This window comes from Streptomyces sp. NPDC017246 (assembly GCF_044331325.1).
Taxonomy (GTDB): domain Bacteria; phylum Actinomycetota; class Actinomycetes; order Streptomycetales; family Streptomycetaceae; genus Streptomyces.
In genome coordinates, this window is sequence record NZ_JBIRMW010000001.1 from 989,569 (window position 1) to 1,007,830 (window position 18,262).

Annotated in this window: 16 protein-coding genes and 2 pseudogenes; 5 read left to right on the plus strand and 13 right to left on the minus strand. The window is 73.2% G+C overall.

The window, feature by feature from the left end:
• Positions 1 to 83 precede the first annotated feature (83 nt).
• Positions 84 to 632 (minus strand): carboxymuconolactone decarboxylase family protein, encoded by a 549-nt coding sequence (locus ACH4MY_RS04475; protein ID WP_397997273.1) that lies wholly within the window; start codon positions 630 to 632, stop codon positions 84 to 86.
• Between the two features lie 144 nt (positions 633 to 776).
• Here ACH4MY_RS04475 and ACH4MY_RS04480 point away from each other — a divergent pair, with 144 nt between their 5' ends.
• Complete coding sequence (locus ACH4MY_RS04480) at positions 777 to 1,355, plus strand: TetR/AcrR family transcriptional regulator (protein ID WP_397997276.1); 579 nt, start codon at positions 777 to 779, stop codon at positions 1,353 to 1,355.
• Between the two features lie 277 nt (positions 1,356 to 1,632).
• On the opposite strand, the gene ACH4MY_RS04485 is transcribed toward ACH4MY_RS04480, so the two are convergent.
• The 7 genes from ACH4MY_RS04485 to ACH4MY_RS04515 form a co-directional block, all read right to left on the minus strand.
• Entirely contained in the window at positions 1,633 to 3,378 is a 1,746-nt protein-coding gene (locus tag ACH4MY_RS04485; protein ID WP_397997279.1) for an acyl-CoA synthetase, read from the minus strand.
• Entirely contained in the window at positions 3,375 to 6,644 is a 3,270-nt protein-coding gene (locus tag ACH4MY_RS04490) for an FAD/NAD(P)-binding protein (protein WP_397997281.1), read from the minus strand. The genes ACH4MY_RS04485 and ACH4MY_RS04490 overlap by 4 nt, the downstream gene beginning before the upstream one ends.
• Positions 6,641 to 7,114, minus strand: coding sequence for a cobalamin B12-binding domain-containing protein (locus ACH4MY_RS04495; RefSeq protein WP_397997284.1), 474 nt, complete (start codon positions 7,112 to 7,114; stop codon positions 6,641 to 6,643). The genes ACH4MY_RS04490 and ACH4MY_RS04495 overlap by 4 nt, the downstream gene beginning before the upstream one ends.
• A gap of 101 nt (positions 7,115 to 7,215) precedes the next feature.
• Positions 7,216 to 7,653, minus strand: a complete 438-nt coding sequence (locus tag ACH4MY_RS04500; RefSeq protein WP_397997287.1) for a cupin domain-containing protein — start codon at positions 7,651 to 7,653, stop codon at positions 7,216 to 7,218.
• The gene (locus ACH4MY_RS04505; protein WP_397997290.1) at positions 7,646 to 8,557 is read right to left on the minus strand and encodes a sulfurtransferase; all 912 of its coding nucleotides are present in this window, start codon (positions 8,555 to 8,557) and stop codon (positions 7,646 to 7,648) included. The genes ACH4MY_RS04500 and ACH4MY_RS04505 overlap by 8 nt, the downstream gene beginning before the upstream one ends.
• A gap of 105 nt (positions 8,558 to 8,662) precedes the next feature.
• Complete coding sequence (locus ACH4MY_RS04510; RefSeq protein WP_397997293.1) at positions 8,663 to 9,202, minus strand: HPP family protein; 540 nt, start codon at positions 9,200 to 9,202, stop codon at positions 8,663 to 8,665.
• 319 nt (positions 9,203 to 9,521) lie between these two features.
• On the minus strand, positions 9,522 to 11,072 hold the full coding sequence (locus ACH4MY_RS04515; protein WP_397997296.1) for a vanadium-dependent haloperoxidase: 1,551 nt from the start codon (positions 11,070 to 11,072) through the stop codon (positions 9,522 to 9,524).
• Positions 11,073 to 11,404: 332 nt separating this feature from the next.
• Here ACH4MY_RS04515 and ACH4MY_RS04520 point away from each other — a divergent pair, with 332 nt between their 5' ends.
• The gene (locus ACH4MY_RS04520; RefSeq protein WP_397997299.1) at positions 11,405 to 11,908 is read left to right on the plus strand and encodes a hypothetical protein; all 504 of its coding nucleotides are present in this window, start codon (positions 11,405 to 11,407) and stop codon (positions 11,906 to 11,908) included.
• 167 nt (positions 11,909 to 12,075) lie between these two features.
• Here the strand turns inward: ACH4MY_RS04520 and rfbB are convergent, their stop codons facing one another.
• The 3 genes and pseudogenes from rfbB to ACH4MY_RS04535 form a co-directional block, all read right to left on the minus strand.
• Positions 12,076 to 13,044: a dTDP-glucose 4,6-dehydratase gene (gene rfbB, locus ACH4MY_RS04525; RefSeq protein WP_397997301.1), complete on the minus strand. Its 969-nt coding sequence runs from the start codon at positions 13,042 to 13,044 to the stop codon at positions 12,076 to 12,078.
• Between the two features lie 302 nt (positions 13,045 to 13,346).
• A pseudogene (locus tag ACH4MY_RS04530) lies at positions 13,347 to 13,532 on the minus strand (glucose-1-phosphate thymidylyltransferase); the annotation flags it as partial.
• Positions 13,526 to 13,666, minus strand: a pseudogene (locus ACH4MY_RS04535) (sugar phosphate nucleotidyltransferase); the annotation flags it as partial. The pseudogenes ACH4MY_RS04530 and ACH4MY_RS04535, both read right to left, overlap by 7 nt.
• A 390-nt stretch (positions 13,667 to 14,056) precedes the next feature.
• On the opposite strand from ACH4MY_RS04535, the gene ACH4MY_RS04540 reads away from it, so the two are divergent.
• Complete coding sequence (locus ACH4MY_RS04540; protein WP_397997303.1) at positions 14,057 to 14,707, plus strand: ScbR family autoregulator-binding transcription factor; 651 nt, start codon at positions 14,057 to 14,059, stop codon at positions 14,705 to 14,707.
• Between the two features lie 113 nt (positions 14,708 to 14,820).
• Here the strand turns inward: ACH4MY_RS04540 and ACH4MY_RS04545 are convergent, their stop codons facing one another.
• Both ACH4MY_RS04545 and ACH4MY_RS04550 read right to left on the minus strand, forming a co-directional pair.
• Entirely contained in the window at positions 14,821 to 15,882 is a 1,062-nt protein-coding gene (locus ACH4MY_RS04545) for an NAD-dependent epimerase/dehydratase family protein (protein WP_397997306.1), read from the minus strand.
• Between the two features lie 14 nt (positions 15,883 to 15,896).
• Positions 15,897 to 16,847, minus strand: a complete 951-nt coding sequence (locus ACH4MY_RS04550) for a ScbA/BarX family gamma-butyrolactone biosynthesis protein (protein WP_397997309.1) — start codon at positions 16,845 to 16,847, stop codon at positions 15,897 to 15,899.
• Between the two features lie 128 nt (positions 16,848 to 16,975).
• On the opposite strand from ACH4MY_RS04550, the gene ACH4MY_RS04555 reads away from it, so the two are divergent.
• Together ACH4MY_RS04555 and ACH4MY_RS04560 are read left to right on the plus strand one after the other, a co-directional pair.
• The gene (locus ACH4MY_RS04555) at positions 16,976 to 17,638 is read left to right on the plus strand and encodes a ScbR family autoregulator-binding transcription factor (RefSeq protein WP_397997311.1); all 663 of its coding nucleotides are present in this window, start codon (positions 16,976 to 16,978) and stop codon (positions 17,636 to 17,638) included.
• A gap of 145 nt (positions 17,639 to 17,783) precedes the next feature.
• Positions 17,784 to 18,262 (plus strand): acyl-CoA dehydrogenase family protein (locus ACH4MY_RS04560; RefSeq protein ID WP_397997314.1); only part of this gene is annotated, 479 nt, incomplete at its 3' end.

Here is an 18,262-nt window from a genome sequence, read left to right on the forward strand (position 1 = left end):
TCGCCCCAGACGGTCTGTCGCACAAGCCGCAGGGGTGCCGGACGCTTCGTCGCGCCCGGCACCCCTGCTCGGCCGCGAAGACTCTACTCGGCGAGCTGGGCCGGGACCAACGGAAAGTCCAAGTCCGGCTGCGCAACGTGATTGAAGAAGTTCGACAGCACGTTGAGCGCGACGTGGCCGACGATCTCCGCGATCTCGGCGTCGGTCACGCCGGCGGCGCGGGCGTCGGCGAGGGCTCCGTCGGTGACGCGGCCGCCGGTGGACATGACGGCGCCGGCGAAGCGGAGGACCTGGTCCATGTGCGGGTCGCCGGCGTCGTGGCCGTGGCGGGTGTCGAGCAGCTCCCGGTCGCTCAGGCCGACCTTGCCGCCGCGCAGGGTGTGCGCGGAGACGCAGTAGGTGCAGTCGTTGTACTGCGCGATGTAGAGCGCGAGCTGCTCACGCTGGCGGGCGCTGAAGCTGCCGCCGACGAGGGCCTCGCGCATGGCGAGGTATCCGCGGAGCGCGGCGGGGCCGTTGGCGAGGGCGGCGTACAGGTTGGGCAGCTTGCCGAGCTGCTTGAGGGTGCCTTCGAGCAGCTCGCGCTGCTCCTCGTTGGCGGTCTCGACGGTCAGTTGGGGCAGGCGGGGCATGGAGCTCTCCTAGAGCCGGACCAAGATGGAACTGATCGGTACCATCAGGACGGTACCGATCGGTTCCGTCTGGCGCAACGGGAGGACACCACTCCGCTCGCCCTCGACGGATTACCGATACGGCACCGAGTGGTACCGTCTGGTATGGCCACGAACGCGAAAGAACGGCTCCTCAGCGCGGCGGAGCGTCTGTTCTACGAAGAGGGGATCCGGGCCGTCGGCATCGAGCGGATCCTGTCCGAGTCCGGAGTGGGCCGCGCCTCCTTCTACCGCCATTTCCCCAGCAAGGACGACGTGGTCGTCGAAGTCCTGAGACGCCGCGACGGCATGTGGCGCGCCTGGCTCGACGGCCGGATCGCGGTCAGCGAACGCTCCCCCGAGGAGCTGCCGCTCGCGCTCTTCGACGGCCTGGCCGAACGCTTCGCGGCGTCCTCGTTCCGGGGCTGCGCCTTCATCAACACGATGGTCGAGACGGCCGATCCCGACAGCCCGGCCCACCATGTGGCCGCCGAGCACAAGGAGAAGGTCATCGCCGTCCTGGACCGGCTCCTCACCGAGGGCGGCTACCTCGACCACGAGGCCCTGGCCCGCCAGCTCGCCCTGCTCGGCGACGGGGCGATCGTGACGGCCCTCCGCGAGGGCACGCCCGAGGCGGCGGTACGGGCCAGGAGCGTCGCGGAGATCCTGCTGCGGACGGCGGAACGGGAGCCGGTGAGCGCCTGACGGGCGGTGGCCGGCCCGGCCCCTCGGGCCCGGCTCCCGGGCCCGTTCCGGACCTCGGACCCGGCGTGCCCCGGGCCCGGACCGGACCTCGTGACCGGCATGCCCGGGCCCCGCTCGCCACCTCGGGTTCGGCGTGCCCGGGCCCGGCTCACACCTCGGGTTCGGCGTGCCCGGGCCCGGCCCGGACCCTCGGCCCGGCCGTGCTCGCAGCGGACGCGCTCCCCCGGAGGCTCCGGTACCGGAGGCGGCTCGGGCCCCGGGGCGGGGGCTCCCGGGCTCAGGCCCCGGGGCTCAGTTCGCCCCGGCGCACCTTGCCCGAGCGGGTGCGCGGCAGGCTTCCCACGACGTCGACACCGCGCGGAACGAAGACCGGTGCGAGCCGTTCGGCGGCGAGCGCGAGGAGTTCGGATCCGATGCGAATCCGGGCGAAGTCCGTCAACTCGGAGCGATCGGAGCGAAGTTCGACGACCGCGTAGGGGGCGAGACCGCCCTCCGGGTCCTCGCACGGCACCACGGCCGCGTCGGCCACCTCCGGGTGGGTGCGCAGGACCGCCTCGATCTCCATCGGGGAGACCCGGTGCCCATGGGACTTGAAGACCTCGTCCATCCGGCCGAGCAGCCGGATGGAGCCGTCCGCGCACCGCTCGCCCCGGTCCCCCGTGCGGTACAGACCGTCGGCGAAGGCCTCCGCCGTGCGCTCGGGCAGACCGGCGTACCCCCGCATCAGTCCCGGTGGACGCTCCGTCAGATCCACGCAGACCTCACCGGATTCGCCCCTCTCCCCCGTCTCCGGGTCGCGCAGGACGATCCGGTACCCGGGGAGCGGGTGTCCGAGCGGGGCGAGCGGTTCCGGGGTGCCAGGTGCGCGGCCGATGAGGGCCGTGGCCTCCGTCTGGCCGTAGCCGTCCCGGACCCGTACGCCCCAGGCGGCCTCGATCCGTTCGACCGTCTCGGCGGTCAGGGGCTCCCCGGCGGCCGTCGCCTCGCGCAGCCGGGGGGCTTCCGCGCCGCCGCTCACGTACGGGAGGAGGGACCGCCAGGCGCTGGGCGGCGCGCAGAAGCTGGTGACGCGGTGCGCGGCGAGGACACCGGGCAGCGCGGACGGCGGGAGGCCGCCGTCCGGGGGTGCGACGACCGTGGCCTCCGCCGCCCAGGGGACGAAGAAGCTCGACCAGGAGTGCTTGGCCCAGCCCGGCGCGGAGAGGTTGAGGTGCCGGTCGCCGGGGCGCAGTCCGCTCCAGTACAGGCTGGAGAGATGCCCCACGCCGTATCCGGCGTGGCTGTGCTCGACGAGCTTGGGCAGGGAGGTCGTCCCGGAGGTGAAGTAGCAGAAGGACGGGTCGGCCGCCCGGGTGGGTCCGTCCGGGACGAAACGGGGCCGGCCGGGGCGGCGGGTGTCGGGGTACGGGACCCAGCCGGCCCGGTCCGCCCCGACGGCCATCCGGACGCCCGGCACCCGAACGGCCGCCCCGTCGAGCAGTTCGACGAGTTCGGGTGCGCAGATCACGTGCCGGACGGCGCCCCGGCCGATCCGGTCGGCCGCCTCGGCGCGGGTGAGGTCCTGGTAGCCGGGGACGACGACCGCGCCGAGCTTGATGCAGCCGAGCAGTGTCTCCCAGAGCTCGACCCTGGTGCCGAGCAGGATCAGGACGCGGTCGCCCCGCACCACCCCGTACTCGCGCAGCGCGACCGCCAACGCGTCCGAGCGGGCGGCGAGTTCGGCGAAGGAGACCCGGTCGACGACGGGGACGTCACACCCCGGGAGGCCGCCGTGCGGAGCCCTGCGGTGCGGGACTCCGCCCTCCGGGAGCCCGCCGTCAGCGCCCGGGTGGCCGAGGATTTCGAGCGCCGGCCGCTCGTTGCCCTCGGCGATGACGTCGAACCAGTCCAGGGCCCAGTTGAAGTGCTCGGCCCGCGGCCACCGGAAGGCGGCACCGGCCGCCTCGCGGTCGCCGCGCAGCCGCAGCAGCAGATCCCGCGCGGCCCGGTACTCCTCATGGGCCGATGAACGGGCGCGGCTCATCCCACACCCCCGACGAGCGCACGCTCGGCGACCGGGCGGCCCACCCCCGCGGCGCCCACGAGCGCCTCCGCGATCGCGTCCGCGTCCCGGGTGAAGGAACCCCAGGGGCCGGGCCGGCCGCTGCCCACCTGGGTGAACCAGCGGGTGTACTCGCTCGGGATGCCGAGCACATGGGTGGTGGTGTCCACGGAGCCGTCGGCCCGCACGGGGTGGAACGGGGAGTCGGTGCAGTCGAGGCCTCCGGTGGCGAACTCCCCCGAGCCGTCCACCGCGTTGGTGAACGTCCGGATCTCCCCGTCCGCCATCAGGCCCCGGATCAGCGGGTCCCGGTCCGTCGCCAGGTCGGTGCCCGGCACCCGGGCGTCCACGACGACGTCCAGCGGCACCCAGGAGTTCTCCACCTGCGCGGACTCCACCGAGAACCGTCCCTCGACGGGGTCCGCGCCGAACCGGGCTCCGGGACCGACCGGTTCGAGGACCCCGGCCGCGAGCAGGGCGAGGAACTGCTCCGACCGCAACTGCGGCGGCCCGGTCGAGACCATCGCGGCGACGGGGCCGAACTCGGCCAGGAACCAGCGGTGCGAGGCCGGGGTGAGTCCGCCGAAGTCGACCATGGTACGGATGGTCTGACGGACGTCACGCAGCACGTCGGCGGCCGCCTTGAGGGGGCCGTCGACATTGCCCAGCCGCGCCTCGAACAGGTCGGCGCGCAGCCATTCGGTGAGCACCTTGTGGTACTCGGCCGGGGAGCCGAAGCGCCGGCCGCCGAACGGCCGGGCGAGCGCGTCGATCGCGCCGAGCGGCCGGGAGTCGACGCGGTACCCGGCGGCGAGCCGTTCCAGGAGCCGCGGGTCGGGCCGGTCCGCGAGGGCCTGCGCCCCGCGCTCGGTGAACTCCCGCGCCGCCTCGGGGCCGTGCACCTGGCGGATCCGGGTGGCCAGGAGGACGAGGTTGACCTCGGCGAGCAGCCAGGGCAGGACCGAGGCCTCGAAGTCGAGCGGCGCCCCCTCCGCGCGTAACGCGGCCATCCGTTCGGCGGTGAACAGACGCGCCTCGTAGCGGTGTGCGGGCCCCTTCTGATTGGCGCCCCGGGTGAGCAGCGGCACTCCGCCGCGCGAACCCGCGAGGATCCGGGGCTCCTTGCCGCTGGGCAGGTAGAGCAGTCCGTCGCAGCCCTCGGTGAAGGTGCCGCCGCGCCCCAGGGTGAGCTCGGTGAGGATGTCGTAGAAGGTGAGCCCCATGCCGAGGATGCCCACGCTCGCGCCCGCCGGGATCGCGGCGAGCGGCATCTCGCTCGCCGAGCCGCCCGCGATGTGGCGGACGGGACGGGCGGGCGTGCTGTGGTCCCGCGCGAACCGCTTCCAGGCGAGCTGGCCGGCGTCGAGCTCGTTGACCGGGTGGCCGGTGGCGAGGAGCACGCGGTCGACGGTGAGGACGTCACCGCGGTCGAGTCTCAGCCGGTGCGCGGGCCCGTCCTGCCCGCCCCCGGTCCGCGCGCGGTCGGCGCAGATCACCCGGGCGGGGACGCGGTGGACGGTGAGCGAGGACGGCAGCGTCTCCTCGATCCGCCGCATGACGTACGTCAGATAGCGGCCGTAGACGGCGCGGGGCGCGTACCCCTCGGGCTCGGCGCCCGCCGGGTCGTCCTGCGCCCACCACTCGCCGAGGGTGGGCCCGGCGCCGGGCCGGTGCGGCCCGGCGTCGGCGGGCCCGGAGAACATGGTGACCTCCTGGGCCGGGGTGTTCATCAGGAACCAGGGAGACTGGTCCGTCCGCCAGATCCGCCCGGCCCCCGCCTCGTACGGATCCACCGCGAACACCTCGACCGGACGCGCGGGCGGCCGGTCGGCGCAGCGGGCCGCGAGCCTCTCCAGTACGGAGAGACCGCGCGGGCCCATGCCCACGAACGCGATCCGCAGCGGCTCCTCGGACGGCGCCGGGGCGTCCCGGGGCGCCGGCTCCGGCGGCGGGTTCGCGGCCGCCGCCTGGTCGTGCTCACGGGCGACCCTGCCGAGCATGCCGGAGAGCTGACGTGAGGTCATCGGAATGGTCCTCCTGCTGGTGGTGAGCAGCGGCAGCGCACCCAGGTCCGTCCACTGCAGGCGCCCGTCCGGTGCGACGGTGGACCGGACGGCGCCCCGGTTGTCCGGATGCAGGCAGAACGGCACGTCGAGCAGGCCCCGGTCGAAGGCCTTCAGAAGGGCGACGCCGAGGTCGTCGGAGAGCGCGAGGACAGCCGTGACCAGGGCGCGCGCCTCGGCGAGCGTCTCCTCCGCGTCGGCCTCCGCGGCGGACCGGCCGCCCGGGTGCGTGCCGCGCCGGGGCGCGGTGCGGGCCGCGTCGGCGGCGATCCGCAGGGCGGTCAGGTTCTCCGCGACGGTGGGAATGCGGTGCGCCTCGGTCTCGGTCTTGACGATCAGTCGCTGCGCCCCGCCCCGTACGGCCAGTTCGGCGCTGCGGCGCAGCAGCAGCCGGGCGCCGGGGACGGTCCTCGGGTAGACGCCCATGTACGTGTAGAGCACGATGTGGCGGTCGACGGACGGCGGCAGGAACTCGTCGGCGAGCAGCCGCAGCGCGGTGAGCGCGCCGGTGTCCTGGCCGGGATGGGTCTGCTGGGCGTAGCTGAGGGAGACGCTGGTCGCCCCGTTGGCCACGAAGAACAGACACTCCAGGACCGAGACGGCGACGAGCAGGGACGGCGGGCAGAGCTGGCCGAGGAGGCAGCCGCCGAAGGATTCGAGATGGGCCCGGCGGCCGTGCGCGCGGCTCTCCTCCGTGAGGAACTGGACGGAGTCGCGCCAGGCGGCGACGGATTCGGCGAGCGGGGTGCGCCCGTAGGGCAGGCAGTACGAGACGGGGCCGCCCTCGGAGGCGGAGAGCCCGGCGGCGGCCATGGTGCGGAAGATGGCCATCGGGTCGGCCGAACCGTGTCGGACCTGGACGGGTGTGGCGCGTCCGGCCGCTGCGGCGACCTGTGCGGTGGTCTTCGGCCCGTGGCTGACCAGCGGGAACCCGTTGAGGGGCAGACCTGCGCGGAGGGCCGCGGTGGCGGCGGCGTGGTCGCCGACGCGGGTGTAGCTGTCGATGGTGAGGGTGGCGACGGTCCGCTCGGGCAGGGCGGCGACGGCGGCGACTCCGCCGGCCATCTCCTCGGGCCCGACCATCCCCATCCGGGGCTGGACGACCAGTTCGCCGGCTTCGGCCGACTCCTGGACGAAGGCGCCGAGATCGCCGGGGGCGAGCGGGGGCGGGGCGGAGGTCGTCAAGCCGCGGCCCGCCCGGTACACGCGCCGCCGAGGTCGGCGAGCCGGCGCAGCAGAGCGGTGGGCGGGGTGCCGTCCGCGTACACCTCGTCGTATCCGGCGTCGAGGAGTTCGGCGGTACGGGTGGCGGCGCCCTCCGGGGAGATGCCGAGGAGTCCGCCGATGACCATGGGGACGGACCGGGTCTTGCGGTCGGCGCGCAGGGCGCGGGCGGCGCGCAGCCCGTCCTGGTGGCCGTGGCCGTTGACGGAGGAGAGCACGACGAGGTCGGGGCTGGTCATCCGGGCGGTGTCGACGAGCAGCTGCTCGGGCACGCAGGGGCCCAGGTTGAGCACGGAGTGGCCGTGCTCCTCCAGGAACAGCTGGAGGTGGACGAGGTTCCAGGTGTGGGCGTCGGAAGACCCGGTGGTGAGCAGGACCCGGCGGGAGGGCTCGGGACTGCGCAGGGGCTGGGGCCGTGCGGACGTGGTCATGGCGTCTCTCTCCGGAAGGGGTGCGGGCGGGCGGGTGGCTGTACGGAAGGGCCGCCGGGCCTGCGGGGGCCCGGCGGCCTCTGGTGCGTGACCGAAGCGGCTCAGGCGGTGCGAGCCCCGGCGCCGGCCGCGGCGCCGACGCCGGTGGTGATCTCGCCGGCCTCGGGAGTGCGGGAGGCGGCGGGGCGGGCGCGGACGGCGAGGACGGTGCAGCCCTCGGCGCTGGACATCTGGTGCCGGGTGCCGGGCTCCTCGACGACGAGGTCGCCGCGGTGGAAGCGGCGCCCGTCGCTGTGGTCGAGGGTGCCGTCGAGGACGAGCATCAGCTCATGGCCCAGGTGCTCGTGGAAGTCGCCGTGCGCGCCGGGCGGGAAGCGCAGCAGCAGGGAGGCGGAGTCCTCGTCCTCGGCCGGGTCGGGGCCCCAGAGCACGACGTACTCGACGCCGACGCGACCGGGTTCGGCCCAGGGCACCCAGGGCAGGTCGGTCTGGTCGAAACCGTTGCGGAGCACATTGCGGAAGACGGTCACGTCAGGCATGGGCGCGGACCTCCGAGGCCGCGTCGCGCTGGGCGACGATGGACGGGATGTCGTCGGGACCCCAGGGCCGGGGTCCGTTGACGATGGGGGCGCCGATGAGCGAGCCGAACTCGCGCCAGGCGCCGTCGTAGTTGCGGATGTCGGGGAGCCCGAGGAGTTCCCGCAGGACGAACCAGCTGTGGGCGGAGCGCCAGCCGACGCGACAGTAGACGACGGTCGGGGCGTCGGTGCGGACACCGGCGTACGCGGCGGCGAGCTCCGCGTCGTCGCGGAAGGTGCCGTCGGGGCGGACGGCGGTGTGCCAGGGGATGTGCTCGGCGGAGAGGGCGTGGCCGCAGCGCACGCCGAGGTCCTCGGGCACGCCGGGCGGGGTGTTGCTCTGCCCGAGGTACTCCTCCAGGGAACGGACGTCGAGGAGCTGGTGGCGTCCGATGTGGTCGAGCATGTCCTCGCGGCGGGCGCGGATCGTCTCGTCGACGCCCGGTACGGGGTACGAGGTGGGCTTCCGCTCCGGGACGTCCTGGGTGAGGGGGGCGCCGAGCGCCTCCCAGCGGAGCCTGCCGCCGTCGAGGATCCGCAGCTCCCGGTGGCCGTACAGGGTGAACTGCCAGTATCCGGCGGCGGCCCACCAGTTGTTGTTGCCGCTGAGGAGGACGACGGTGTGGTCGGCGGTGATGCCGTGCCGGCCGAGCAGTTCGGCGAAGGCCTCGGGGCCGATGACGTCCCGGCGCACCGGGTCCTGGAGGTCGCCGGTCCAGTCCAGGCGGACGGAGCCGGGGATCCGGCCCAGCGCGCTGCCGCCGTCGGTGATCTCGACGAGGACCGTGTTCTCGTCCCCGGCCGCGGGGTTCCGCAGCTGTTCCATGATCTGCTCGCAGCTGACGAGCAGTCTGTCTCGGTTCACGGGCGCTCCGTTGAGGGTCGGTACGCGGAGGTACGGGCGGACTGAAGGGGACGAGAAGGCGAGCGGAAGGAGGAGGGGAGGGTGTTCACCGCCGGTGGCCCGGGGTCACCACCAGTACGTCGGGTACTTGCCGATCACGCCGAGGCGGGAGGCGAGCAGGCCCACGAGGACCAGCAGGGCGCTGCCGACGGCGAGCAGGACGAGGAAGCGCAGCGGCGCGGGGTCCTGGAGGACGGCGAGCACGGCGGTGGCGGCGGCGGGGGCGTGGACGGCCCGCAGCAGCAGCATGAGGCCGACGCTGAGGCCGGCGGCGACGGCGGCCACCCAGAGGGAGTGGCCGAACAGGGCGACGGCGACGAGTCCGAGGACGCCGGAGCCGACCTGGCCGAGCATCACGCCCCGGGGCTGGGCCGGGGGCAGCGCGGGCGTGCTGCAGATGATCATGGCGGTGGCGGCCAGCGGGGCGATCATCAGGAGATGACCGGTGGCCTCGCCGAGGGCGACCAGGATCACCAGGGAGACGACGGTGGCGAGGGTGCCGAGGGCGGCGGGCCGGCCGCCGGGGAAGGGCGGGGCGCCGCCCGCCCAGCGGCTGCGGGCGGGCGGGGTCGCCGCGCCCGCGGGGGTCTGGGTCTGGTTGCTCACGGGTTCTCTCCTTGGCGGGGCGGGGCGGGACGAGGCCGGGCGAGGGGCGGCGCTCGCGCCCCGCGGAACGTCGGGGCGGGGCGGACGGGCGGAGCGGACAGCCGGGCGACGGGCGGGGGTGACGGGCTGCCGGGCCCGGCCGGCGGCCCGGTGGCGGGTGTCCACGGCACCGGGCCGCCGGCCGGGGCGGGCGAGCACCGCCGGCCGCCGGTCGAACGGGACGGGCTCCGACGGGCGCCGGTCGAGCGGGGCGGGCACCACCGGGCCGCCGGTGGGGGCGGCCCGTGAGGGCCGCCCCGCGGGCGGGTCGGCGGGCGGGTCAGCGGTGGGTGCCGCCGAAGTAGCGCATGGCCTGCTGGTGGACGACCTTGCCGATGCGGTGGCCCATCTCGATGCCGGGCTCGTTGTCGAAGCTCCAGTGCATGCCGCCGTAGACCCGGGAGATGCCGGCCTGCCGGGCGGCCTCGCTGAAGGTGGGCCAGTGCAGGACGACGTCGGTGCGCGGGGTGAGGCCGGGCTCGACGGTGGAGGCGCCCGCCTTGAAGCGGTACGAGTCGCCGAAGGAGTCCGAGCCGGTGAAGCGGCGCAGGAACTCGGCCGCGGCGCCGGAGAAGGTGCTGTGCCCGGAGACGGTCGCCGGGAACGGCGGCACGGCCACGTACGCCTGCCAGTCGACGCCGTCCATCGTGACGGCGCCCTGTCCGGGGCCGCCCCAGGAACGGATCTGCTGCCCGCGCCGGTCGTACGGGATGAGGGTCGAGGGCCGCGCGAAGTCGTAGTCGGCCTTGACCGCCCAGGAGCCGATGGCGGCGTCGCACTCGGCCATGTTGAGGCCGAAGAATATCTGCGCGTCCTCGTCGACCCCGTAACCGTCGCGGGCGGAGACGTAACGGCCCCACATCTGCTGGGCGCCGGGCGGGGTGACGTCGTCGTTGAGCCAGAACTCGGCGATGGCCTTCTGCTCGTCCGTCAGATTGGCGCTGATGTCGAGGAGTTCCTCGATCGCGGCGGTCATCCGGACGGTGGGGTACGCCGGCGGGGCGGGGACCGTGAACTGGTCGGGGCGGCTCAGCGCGAAGGGCTGCATCACGGCGAACTGCGGGGTGAGGTAGCGCTGCGTCTTGCCGCCGACGATCAGCGGGGTCCAGTGGGCCGGGTCCGTGACCGTGGACGGGTCGAAGGCGCCGGCGATCTGCGGGGTGTTGCGCGGCTGGTAGCCGGTGGTGTCGCTGTAGGCCGGGGTGCCGAGCTGGTTGGCGCCGTCGGCGTGCCGGTATTCGAGGACGGCCTGCGCGGTACGACGGCCGATCCAGGCGGGGCTGTTGCGGCGCGGGTTCACGAGCTCGGGGTCGTGGCCGAGGCTGCGCAGCATGTTGTCGATGGCGACCTTGTACTCGGGGTACAGGTCGAGCAGCGCGAGGTGGGCCGCGTAGCTGATGGCCTCGTTCTTGTTGTCGAGGGTGCGCTCGGAGCGGGGCCGGCGCAGGGAGCCGCCGAAGCGGGTGCCGACGGCACAGTGGTCGTAACACGCCCAGGCGTCGTAGATGGCGTTGTGGATGATCGCGAGGGCGCGGGCGTTCACGGTGGCGGGGCCGAAGCGGTTGCCGGCTGCCTGGTAGCGGCCGAGGATCGCGTCCATCGCGGCCTGGTTCCAGCGGATGACGACGCTGGGGTCGGTCACGGCGCCGGGCCGGCGGCGACCGGTGCGCGTCTCCGCCTCGAAGCTGGTGGGGACGGCCCACGCCGCGCCGCCGGACAGGGCGAGCGCCCCGGCCGCGGCGGCGGACGTGGTGAGCACCCGGCGCCGTGTGAGCGCTGTGCGGGGCGCGGGGGTCGTGGGCGTGGCAGGGGCGGCGGGTCGGTGGGACATCCGTGGATTCCTTCGCATGGTGCCGGGAGCGGATGGACGCGGTCCGGGTCCGTGGATCAAACACAAACTCGAACAGTGCTCAGGCTGGCGAGATTTGATCGCGTCCGGCAACGCCCGATCGACTTCTTCCATCGCAGGCATGCAAGGAAGCGATGGGCGTCGCGGGGGTGCTCGGGACGTGGTTAGCGTGGCCCCACGGCGTCCGACCCTCCTGCCGGGATTTCGGCGTGATCCGAACGGTCCGCCGCCCGGCTCCGTCCCACCCGGCCTCGATCCCGCCCCGCCCGGCCCCGCCAGGCCCCCGCGTCGACTCGTGATGGAGATGCCCGCGCATGACCGTTTCCTCCCAGGTGATATCTACCGCCCCGACCCCCGCCCCGGGGGCCTCCGCTCCGCAGGACTCCCCCGCGTCCGGGCTCCTCGGCCTCTTCGACCGGCTCGCGCCACGGCTCCACCAGTACGGCCTGGGCATGCTCAGAGCCGGCCTCGGCGGCGTGTTCGTATGGTTCGGGGTGCTCAAGGTCATCGGGCTCAGTCCGGCGGCCGCGCTGGTCGTGGACGTCCTGCCGTTCCCCGCGGGCGACTGGTTCGTCCCCGCTCTCGGCTGGGCCGAGGTGGCGCTCGGCCTCTGGCTGATGTCGGGACGTGCCCGCGCGGTGGCACTGCCGGTGCTCACCGCCCACCTCTGCGGCACCTTCGCGGTGCTCGTCCTCACCCCGTCGGTGGCGTTCACCCACTCCAACCCGCTGCTGCTCACGATGGTCGGCGAGTTCGTCGTCAAGAACGTGGTGCTGCTCGCGGGCGTGGTGGTCGTGACGACGCACCCCCGCCGCTGAGCGGGACGAAGGGCTGATCACGGTCGACCGGGTCACCGCGGCCCTCACCGCCACCGCCGAGCACGCCCTCCACCGGTAACCGCCCCGCGGCGCACGGCGGTGCCCGCACGGGGCGGTGGCGAAGGCGAAGGCCCACTCGACGGCCAGGGGCGTCTACGTCCGCGTCGTCACTCCTCCTTGACCGCCTTCCACCAGCCGGGGTTGTCGCGGTACCACCGCACGGTCCGGTCGAGCCCCTCCTCGAAGGAGGTCCGGGGCGTGTAGCCGAGCTCCTCGCGGATCTTGGCGTCGCAGAGCGCGTACCGCAGATCGTGACCCTTGCGGTCCTCGACGTACCGGATCATCGAGCGGTCGGCGCCGCAGAGGTCGAGGATGCGCTCGGTGAGCCGGAGATTGCTGAGCTCGTTCCCGCTGCCGACGTTGTACGTCTCGCCCGGCCGTCCCGTGGTGAGCACCAGGTGGACGGCACGGCAGTGGTCGTCGACGTGCAGCCACTCGCGGACGTTCCGCCCGTCTCCGTACACCGGCACCGGGAGACCCTCCAGAAGGTGGGTGACGAACCGGGGGACGAGCTTCTCGGGGTGCTGGTACGGCCCGTAGTTGTTGGAGCAGCGGGTGATCGAGAGGTCCAGCCCGTGGGTGCGCCAGTAGGAGCGGGCCACCAGGTCGGAGCTCGCCTTGGACGCGGCGTACGGGGAGTTCGGGAGGAGAGGGCAGTCCTCCGTCCACGAGCCCTCGTCGATCGAGCCGTACACCTCGTCGGTGGAGACGTGCACGAGCCGCGCGACACCGGTGCGCAGCGCGGCCTCCAGGACCGTCTGGGTGCCGAGGACGTTGGTACGGACGAACGCGTCGGCCGACTCCAGGGAGCGGTCGACATGGGACTCGGCGGCGAAGTGGACGACGGCGTCGTGCCCGGGGAGCAGATCGAGCAGCAGCGGCAGGTCGCAGACGTCGCCGCGCACGAAGGTGAGCCGCTCGTGGGAGACGGGCAGATTGGCGCGGTTGCCCGCGTAGGTCAGCTTGTCGAGGACCGTGACGGCGTCGGTGCCGTCGCCGCCGTACTCCCCCGCCAGGAGGGAGCGGACGTAGTGGGAGCCGATGAATCCGGCGCCGCCGGTGACCAGGATCCTCATGCCGTCCTCCTGAGGGGCGCGTCGGGCCGGCAGCCCACGGGGGCGACGCGCTCGGTCGACACCCCTGCGAGGGGTGCTGGTCGGGCGCCACCGGTGGTGACGATCGGCACGGCTCCCCTTGGGGCGGCGAGCGGGATCAGGGGCAGCGGCGGGGGCGTGCCCGGGGCGGTGGTGAACAGATATCGCATGACTCTCTCTCCGCGGGGCGGCGTGGGTGGGGTGGCGTGCGGTGGGGTGGGGGGTGCGGTGGGAGCTGTGCCCGTGGCTGTGGCCGTGGAGGGCCGGCCGACCCGTGAGGGTCGGCCGGCGCGGGCTATCTCCATGACGTACTGGCCGTACGGCGACTTCGCGAGCTCCTCGCCGAGCCGCAGACAGGCCTCCCGGTCGATGAACCCCATGCGCCGGGCGATCTCCTCCAGGCACGCGAGCCGTACGCCCTGGCGGTGCTCCAGGATCCGCACGTACTGGCCGGCCTCGGTGAGCGCGTCCCGGGCCTTCTCCTGGCCGAGAGCGGGTAGGAGATCATCGGCTTGTCGTAGACCGGCAGCAGCTGCTTGGACATGCCGAGGGTGATCGGGTGCAGCCGGGTGCCGTGGCCTCCGGCCGGGACGATGCCTTTCACGGTTCTCTCCTCGTGGGGTTCCCAGCCTCATCGGGTGCGCTGCGACGTTCAAGGCGCCCCGGTCGGGGCCCGGTCAGGTTCTGAACGGAGGAAGCCTCAAGCGCGTCCCGGCCGCTGACAAACCGACAGATCGGTTTGTTGATGGACCCTCATTTCCCTTAGGCCCGGCGATCGTCCCGTCCGCCCCCCACACCCGCCACCCAACTCCGCGCAGGCGAAAGCGTTTCCCGTGCCGTGCGGATCGGCCGGCACCCGATGCGCACCGAAGCGCTCAAGGTCGCACGGAAACCCCGTACAATACCAAGCAGTCGGTTTATCGTCGTCGAGCGGTACGGCGCGACGGGACGCGAGGACGCTCCGCTGCGACGCATGGTGCTACTGGAGCCATTGGTGACCAAACAAGAGCGGTCCGCACGGACCCGCGACGCGCTGATCAAGTCGGCGGCCGGCGAATTCGACGAGCACGGCTACGCCCTGGCCAAGCTGTCGGCGATCAGCGCGGGAGCGGGCGTCAGCCCCGGCGCGCTCCACTTCCACTTCGAGAACAAGGCCGCGATCGCGGCCGCCGTCGAGGGCGAGGCGTCCACCACCCTGCGCCGGACCTCCCGGGTCGTGTACCGACAAGGGTCGAACGCCCTCCAGAACCTGGCCGACACCTCGCACGCCCTGGCCCGGCTGCTCCGTGAGGACGTCGTCGTCCGCGCGGGATTCCGGCTCAGCTGCTCCCACGGCTGCCGTACGGACCTCAATCTGCGCCAGGAGTGGCAGAGCTGCGTACTGCATCGGCTCGCGGAGGCGGCCGACGAGGGGCTGCTCGCCGCCGGCATCGGCAGCCAGCAGGACCTCGCCCGTACGATCGTGGCCGCCACGATCGGACTCGAGGCCCTCTGCCGGGACAACCGCGAGTGGCTGTCGCCCGGGACCGTGACCGGCCTGTGGCGGACCCTGCTGCCGATACTGGCGCGCCCCGAGACGCTCGCCGGCCTGGAACCGGCGGGCAGCGCGACCGTGACCGGCCGGGCACACCTGCCGGTCGCCTGAGGCACCGTTCACGGGGCGTCGGTGCGGCCGGTTCGGCCGGTTCGGGCGGCTCCTTCGGTTCCGGCAGTCCCGGTGGTTCGGGCGGTTCCGTCGGTCCCGTCGGTCCCGTCGGTTCAGGCGCGGTCGAGGAGTTCGCCGTACCACGGCACGTGGTCGGCGAAGCCCGCGGTGAAGCCCGGCCCGGGATCACAGGCGAGCTCCCGCCAGGGACGGTCGTCGGCGAACCAGTGATCGGTCGCGAGCATGTCCAGGTGGTGCTGCGCGAAGGGGAGCCCGGCGAGCAGCGCGCGGGCCGTGGCGATGTCGACCGCCGGCCCCCGCGGCGCCCCCGTCCGGGTCAGCAGCTCCTCGGCGGCGGCGAGCAGTTCCGCGACGGGCACCGGCTCGGGATGGGCGACGTAGTACGGACCCGGCTCGGTCGCGGGCGAGAGCGCCGCCCCGAGCAGAGCGCGCGCCAGGCCGTCCACGTCGATCAGGGAGTGCAGCGAGGCTCCGCCGTCGAGCGGTCCCGGCAGGGCCGTGAGGAGCCGGACCAGGCCGGGCATCAACTGCCGGTCCCCGGTGCCGTACACCAGGTGCGGCCGCAGTACGGTCCCGCCGGCGTCCATGACATACCGCTCGCCGGCCGCCCGCGTGCGGCTGGTCGCCGAACCGGGGGCGAGGGGCAGGGTGCCCGGGGAGGCGGCGCGGAAAGGGCCGCGGCCGTGGACGGACGCGGTGCTGAGGGCGACGATCCGGGTCACTCCGGCGCGTACGGCCGCGTCGACCAGCGAGCGGGTTCCCTCGTCGTTGACCGCGCGGGCCAGTTCCGCGTCCCCGCCGATGGCCGAGGCGCAGTGGATCAGGACGTCGACCCCCTCGCAGGCACGGCGCAGGGAGTCCGGGTCACGGAGGTCGCCCAGGACGGTCTCGGTCCCCGGCCCCTCCGGTCCCCCCGGCTCCCCCGGGCCGGTGGGCGGCGCAGTGAGCGGGCGGCGGGCGAGCAGCCGTACGCGCGCGGGGTTCCCGGACGCGGACGCTGACACGAACGCCGCTCCCGATGCCGACAACGTTGGCACCGCAGCCGACACCGCGGCCGGCTCAGCCGTCGCGGACGCCGTGGCGGCCGCGGACGCCGCCGCCACCCGGCCGCCGATGAATCCGGTCGCGCCGGTGATCAGAATGCGAGGGCCCATCGTGCCGTTCCGGTTCAGCCCGCCAGCCGGCCGACGAGGCCGGCTCCGGCCACCGCCGGCACCCGGGACGGGGAGGTGAGCAGGGTGTGGAAGACGGACCGGCCGTCCTGGAGACCTACGACCCGGACCGTGGTCGTCGACGGGTCGGCGCCGGGAACGATCTCCGTCTCGATCCAGCAGGGACTGTCGAGCTCGGCGTAACGGGAGAAGGAGACGTCCATGACGGTGGGAAGGAACGCGCCGCCGTCGATCGTCAGCACCGCCGCCTGCCGGGCGGCCTCCAGGAGGACCATCCCGGGCACATGGTCGTTGGGGCGCCGGAAGAGGGTGCGGTGGTCGGTGTTGATCCGGAGCTGCCACTGACCGGGGCGGGTGCCGGGGCCGAGGACGACGTCCTCGGAACGCTCGCGGTTGACCAGGTGCGGCGCCACTTCCGGAATCAGCGGGACCGGCATTCCGAGCGCGGCCATCCGGTCGCCCCGGATCCTGCGGTACGCGAGGGCGGAGGTGCAGCGCGCCAGGGCGCTGCCGGTGCCGAGGAACCGGCCGTCGCGGGTGAGCACCATGGTGGTGCGCAGGTCACGGAGGCGTCCGCCGCGGCTGCTGAGGTCGGAGCAGATGACGTCCACGGTCACGTCCGAGGAGAGCCCGTCGACGGTCAGCGCCTCGGGGTCCGCGTTGTAGGCGAGGCCCCACATGACGAACTGGTCGTCCACGGGTACCCCGAACTCGGCATGAGCGATCAGCATGGTGGCCTGGCGTATCGTCTCGGCCACCAGTACGGGGTCGTGCCGGTCCCCTGCCACCGGAGAGAAGAAGGGATGTGCGGCAGGCCAGCGAGCGGAGACGGAGAACCGATTCTCCCGTAGCTGGGTCCACCCTGTGGGGATGATGTCCGCGGGATCCGCTCGGTGAACGAACTCCCCGGGGACGTGTGTCGTCACTCCTCGACAGTTCTGATCCATGGATCCCCCTTGCAACCCCGCGCCCCTGGGCGGTGAGTCCGCCGACTTTAGAATACGTACAGCGCGGTTTTCTTTTCAATGCTTCACGTCACACGTTGAGCACAGACAGCGAGACAGCAGGAGGCGCCTTGGCGCAGCAAGCGCGTGCAATCCGAACCCGACGGTTGATCCTCGAGTCGGCCGCGACAGTCTTCGCGGAGCGCGGCTACGAGCGGACGACCATCGGCGAGATCCTTGTGCGCGCCGGGGTGACCAAGGGAGCTCTGTATTTCCACTTTGCTTCCAAGGAAGATCTCGCCCTCGGCGTGCTGGACGCCCAAATGCTCGACGTGCCGCTGACCCCGCAGGCCGTCAAGCTCCAGGAGCTGGCGGACCAGGCCTTCCTGCTGACCCACCGGCTGCAGCGCGACGCGCTGGTGCGGGCGAGTGTCGCCCTGGCTCTGGACAGCGGTGCCACCGGAGTCGACCGCGCCGCCCCCTTCCAGGCGTGGATCGACCAGGTGTCGGAGATCCTGATGGTCGCGAAGGCACGGGGAGAGCTGCTCGTCCATGTGAACGTCACGGATACGGCCGAACTCTTCTCGGGCGCTTTCTCGGGAATTCAGGCGATGTCCCAGATTCTGTGCGACCGCAAAGACCTGGCCCATCGAGTTTCGGTCCTGCTCCAGCACTTCCTGCCGAGCATCTGCACCCCGGCCCTGCTGACCCATCTCGACATGACCGAGGGCCGCGCCCGGGAGCTCGGCGCGCAGTACGACGCGAGCCGGCGCCGGAGGGACGAAGAGACCTGACGTACACCCCTGGTTAATAAAACCGACCGACCGGTCCCATGAGCGCCCCGACACAGTTCCGCGTCGGGGCGCTCTGGCGTCATGGCACTGAGTGTGTTTTGCTGAGGGTACTCAGTGCCAAAAGCGTCTAGGGGAGCTCCACATCATGGGCAAGGACTTCGACCTGTATCGGCCCTCCGAGGAGCACGACATGCTCCGGGAGTCGGTTCGTGCGCTGGCGGAGGCGAAGATCGTGCCGTTCGCCGCGGCGGTGGACGAGGAGGGCCGGTTCCCCCAGGAGGCCCTGGACGCGCTGGTCGCCAACGACCTGCACGCCGTGCACGTCCCGGAGACCTACGGCGGTGCGGGCGCCGACGCGCTGGCCACGGTGATCGTGATCGAGGAGGTCGCGCGCGCGTGCGGCTCGTCCTCGCTGATCCCCGCGGTCAACAAGCTGGGCTCGCTGCCGGTGATCCTGTCCGGCTCGGAGGAGCTGAAGCACAAGTACCTCGGCCCGCTGGCCAAGGGCGACGCGATGTTCTCCTACGCCCTGTCCGAGCCCGACGCGGGCTCCGACGCGGCCGGGATGAAGACCCGCGCGGTGCGCGACGGGGACTTCTGGGTCCTCAACGGCGTCAAGCGGTG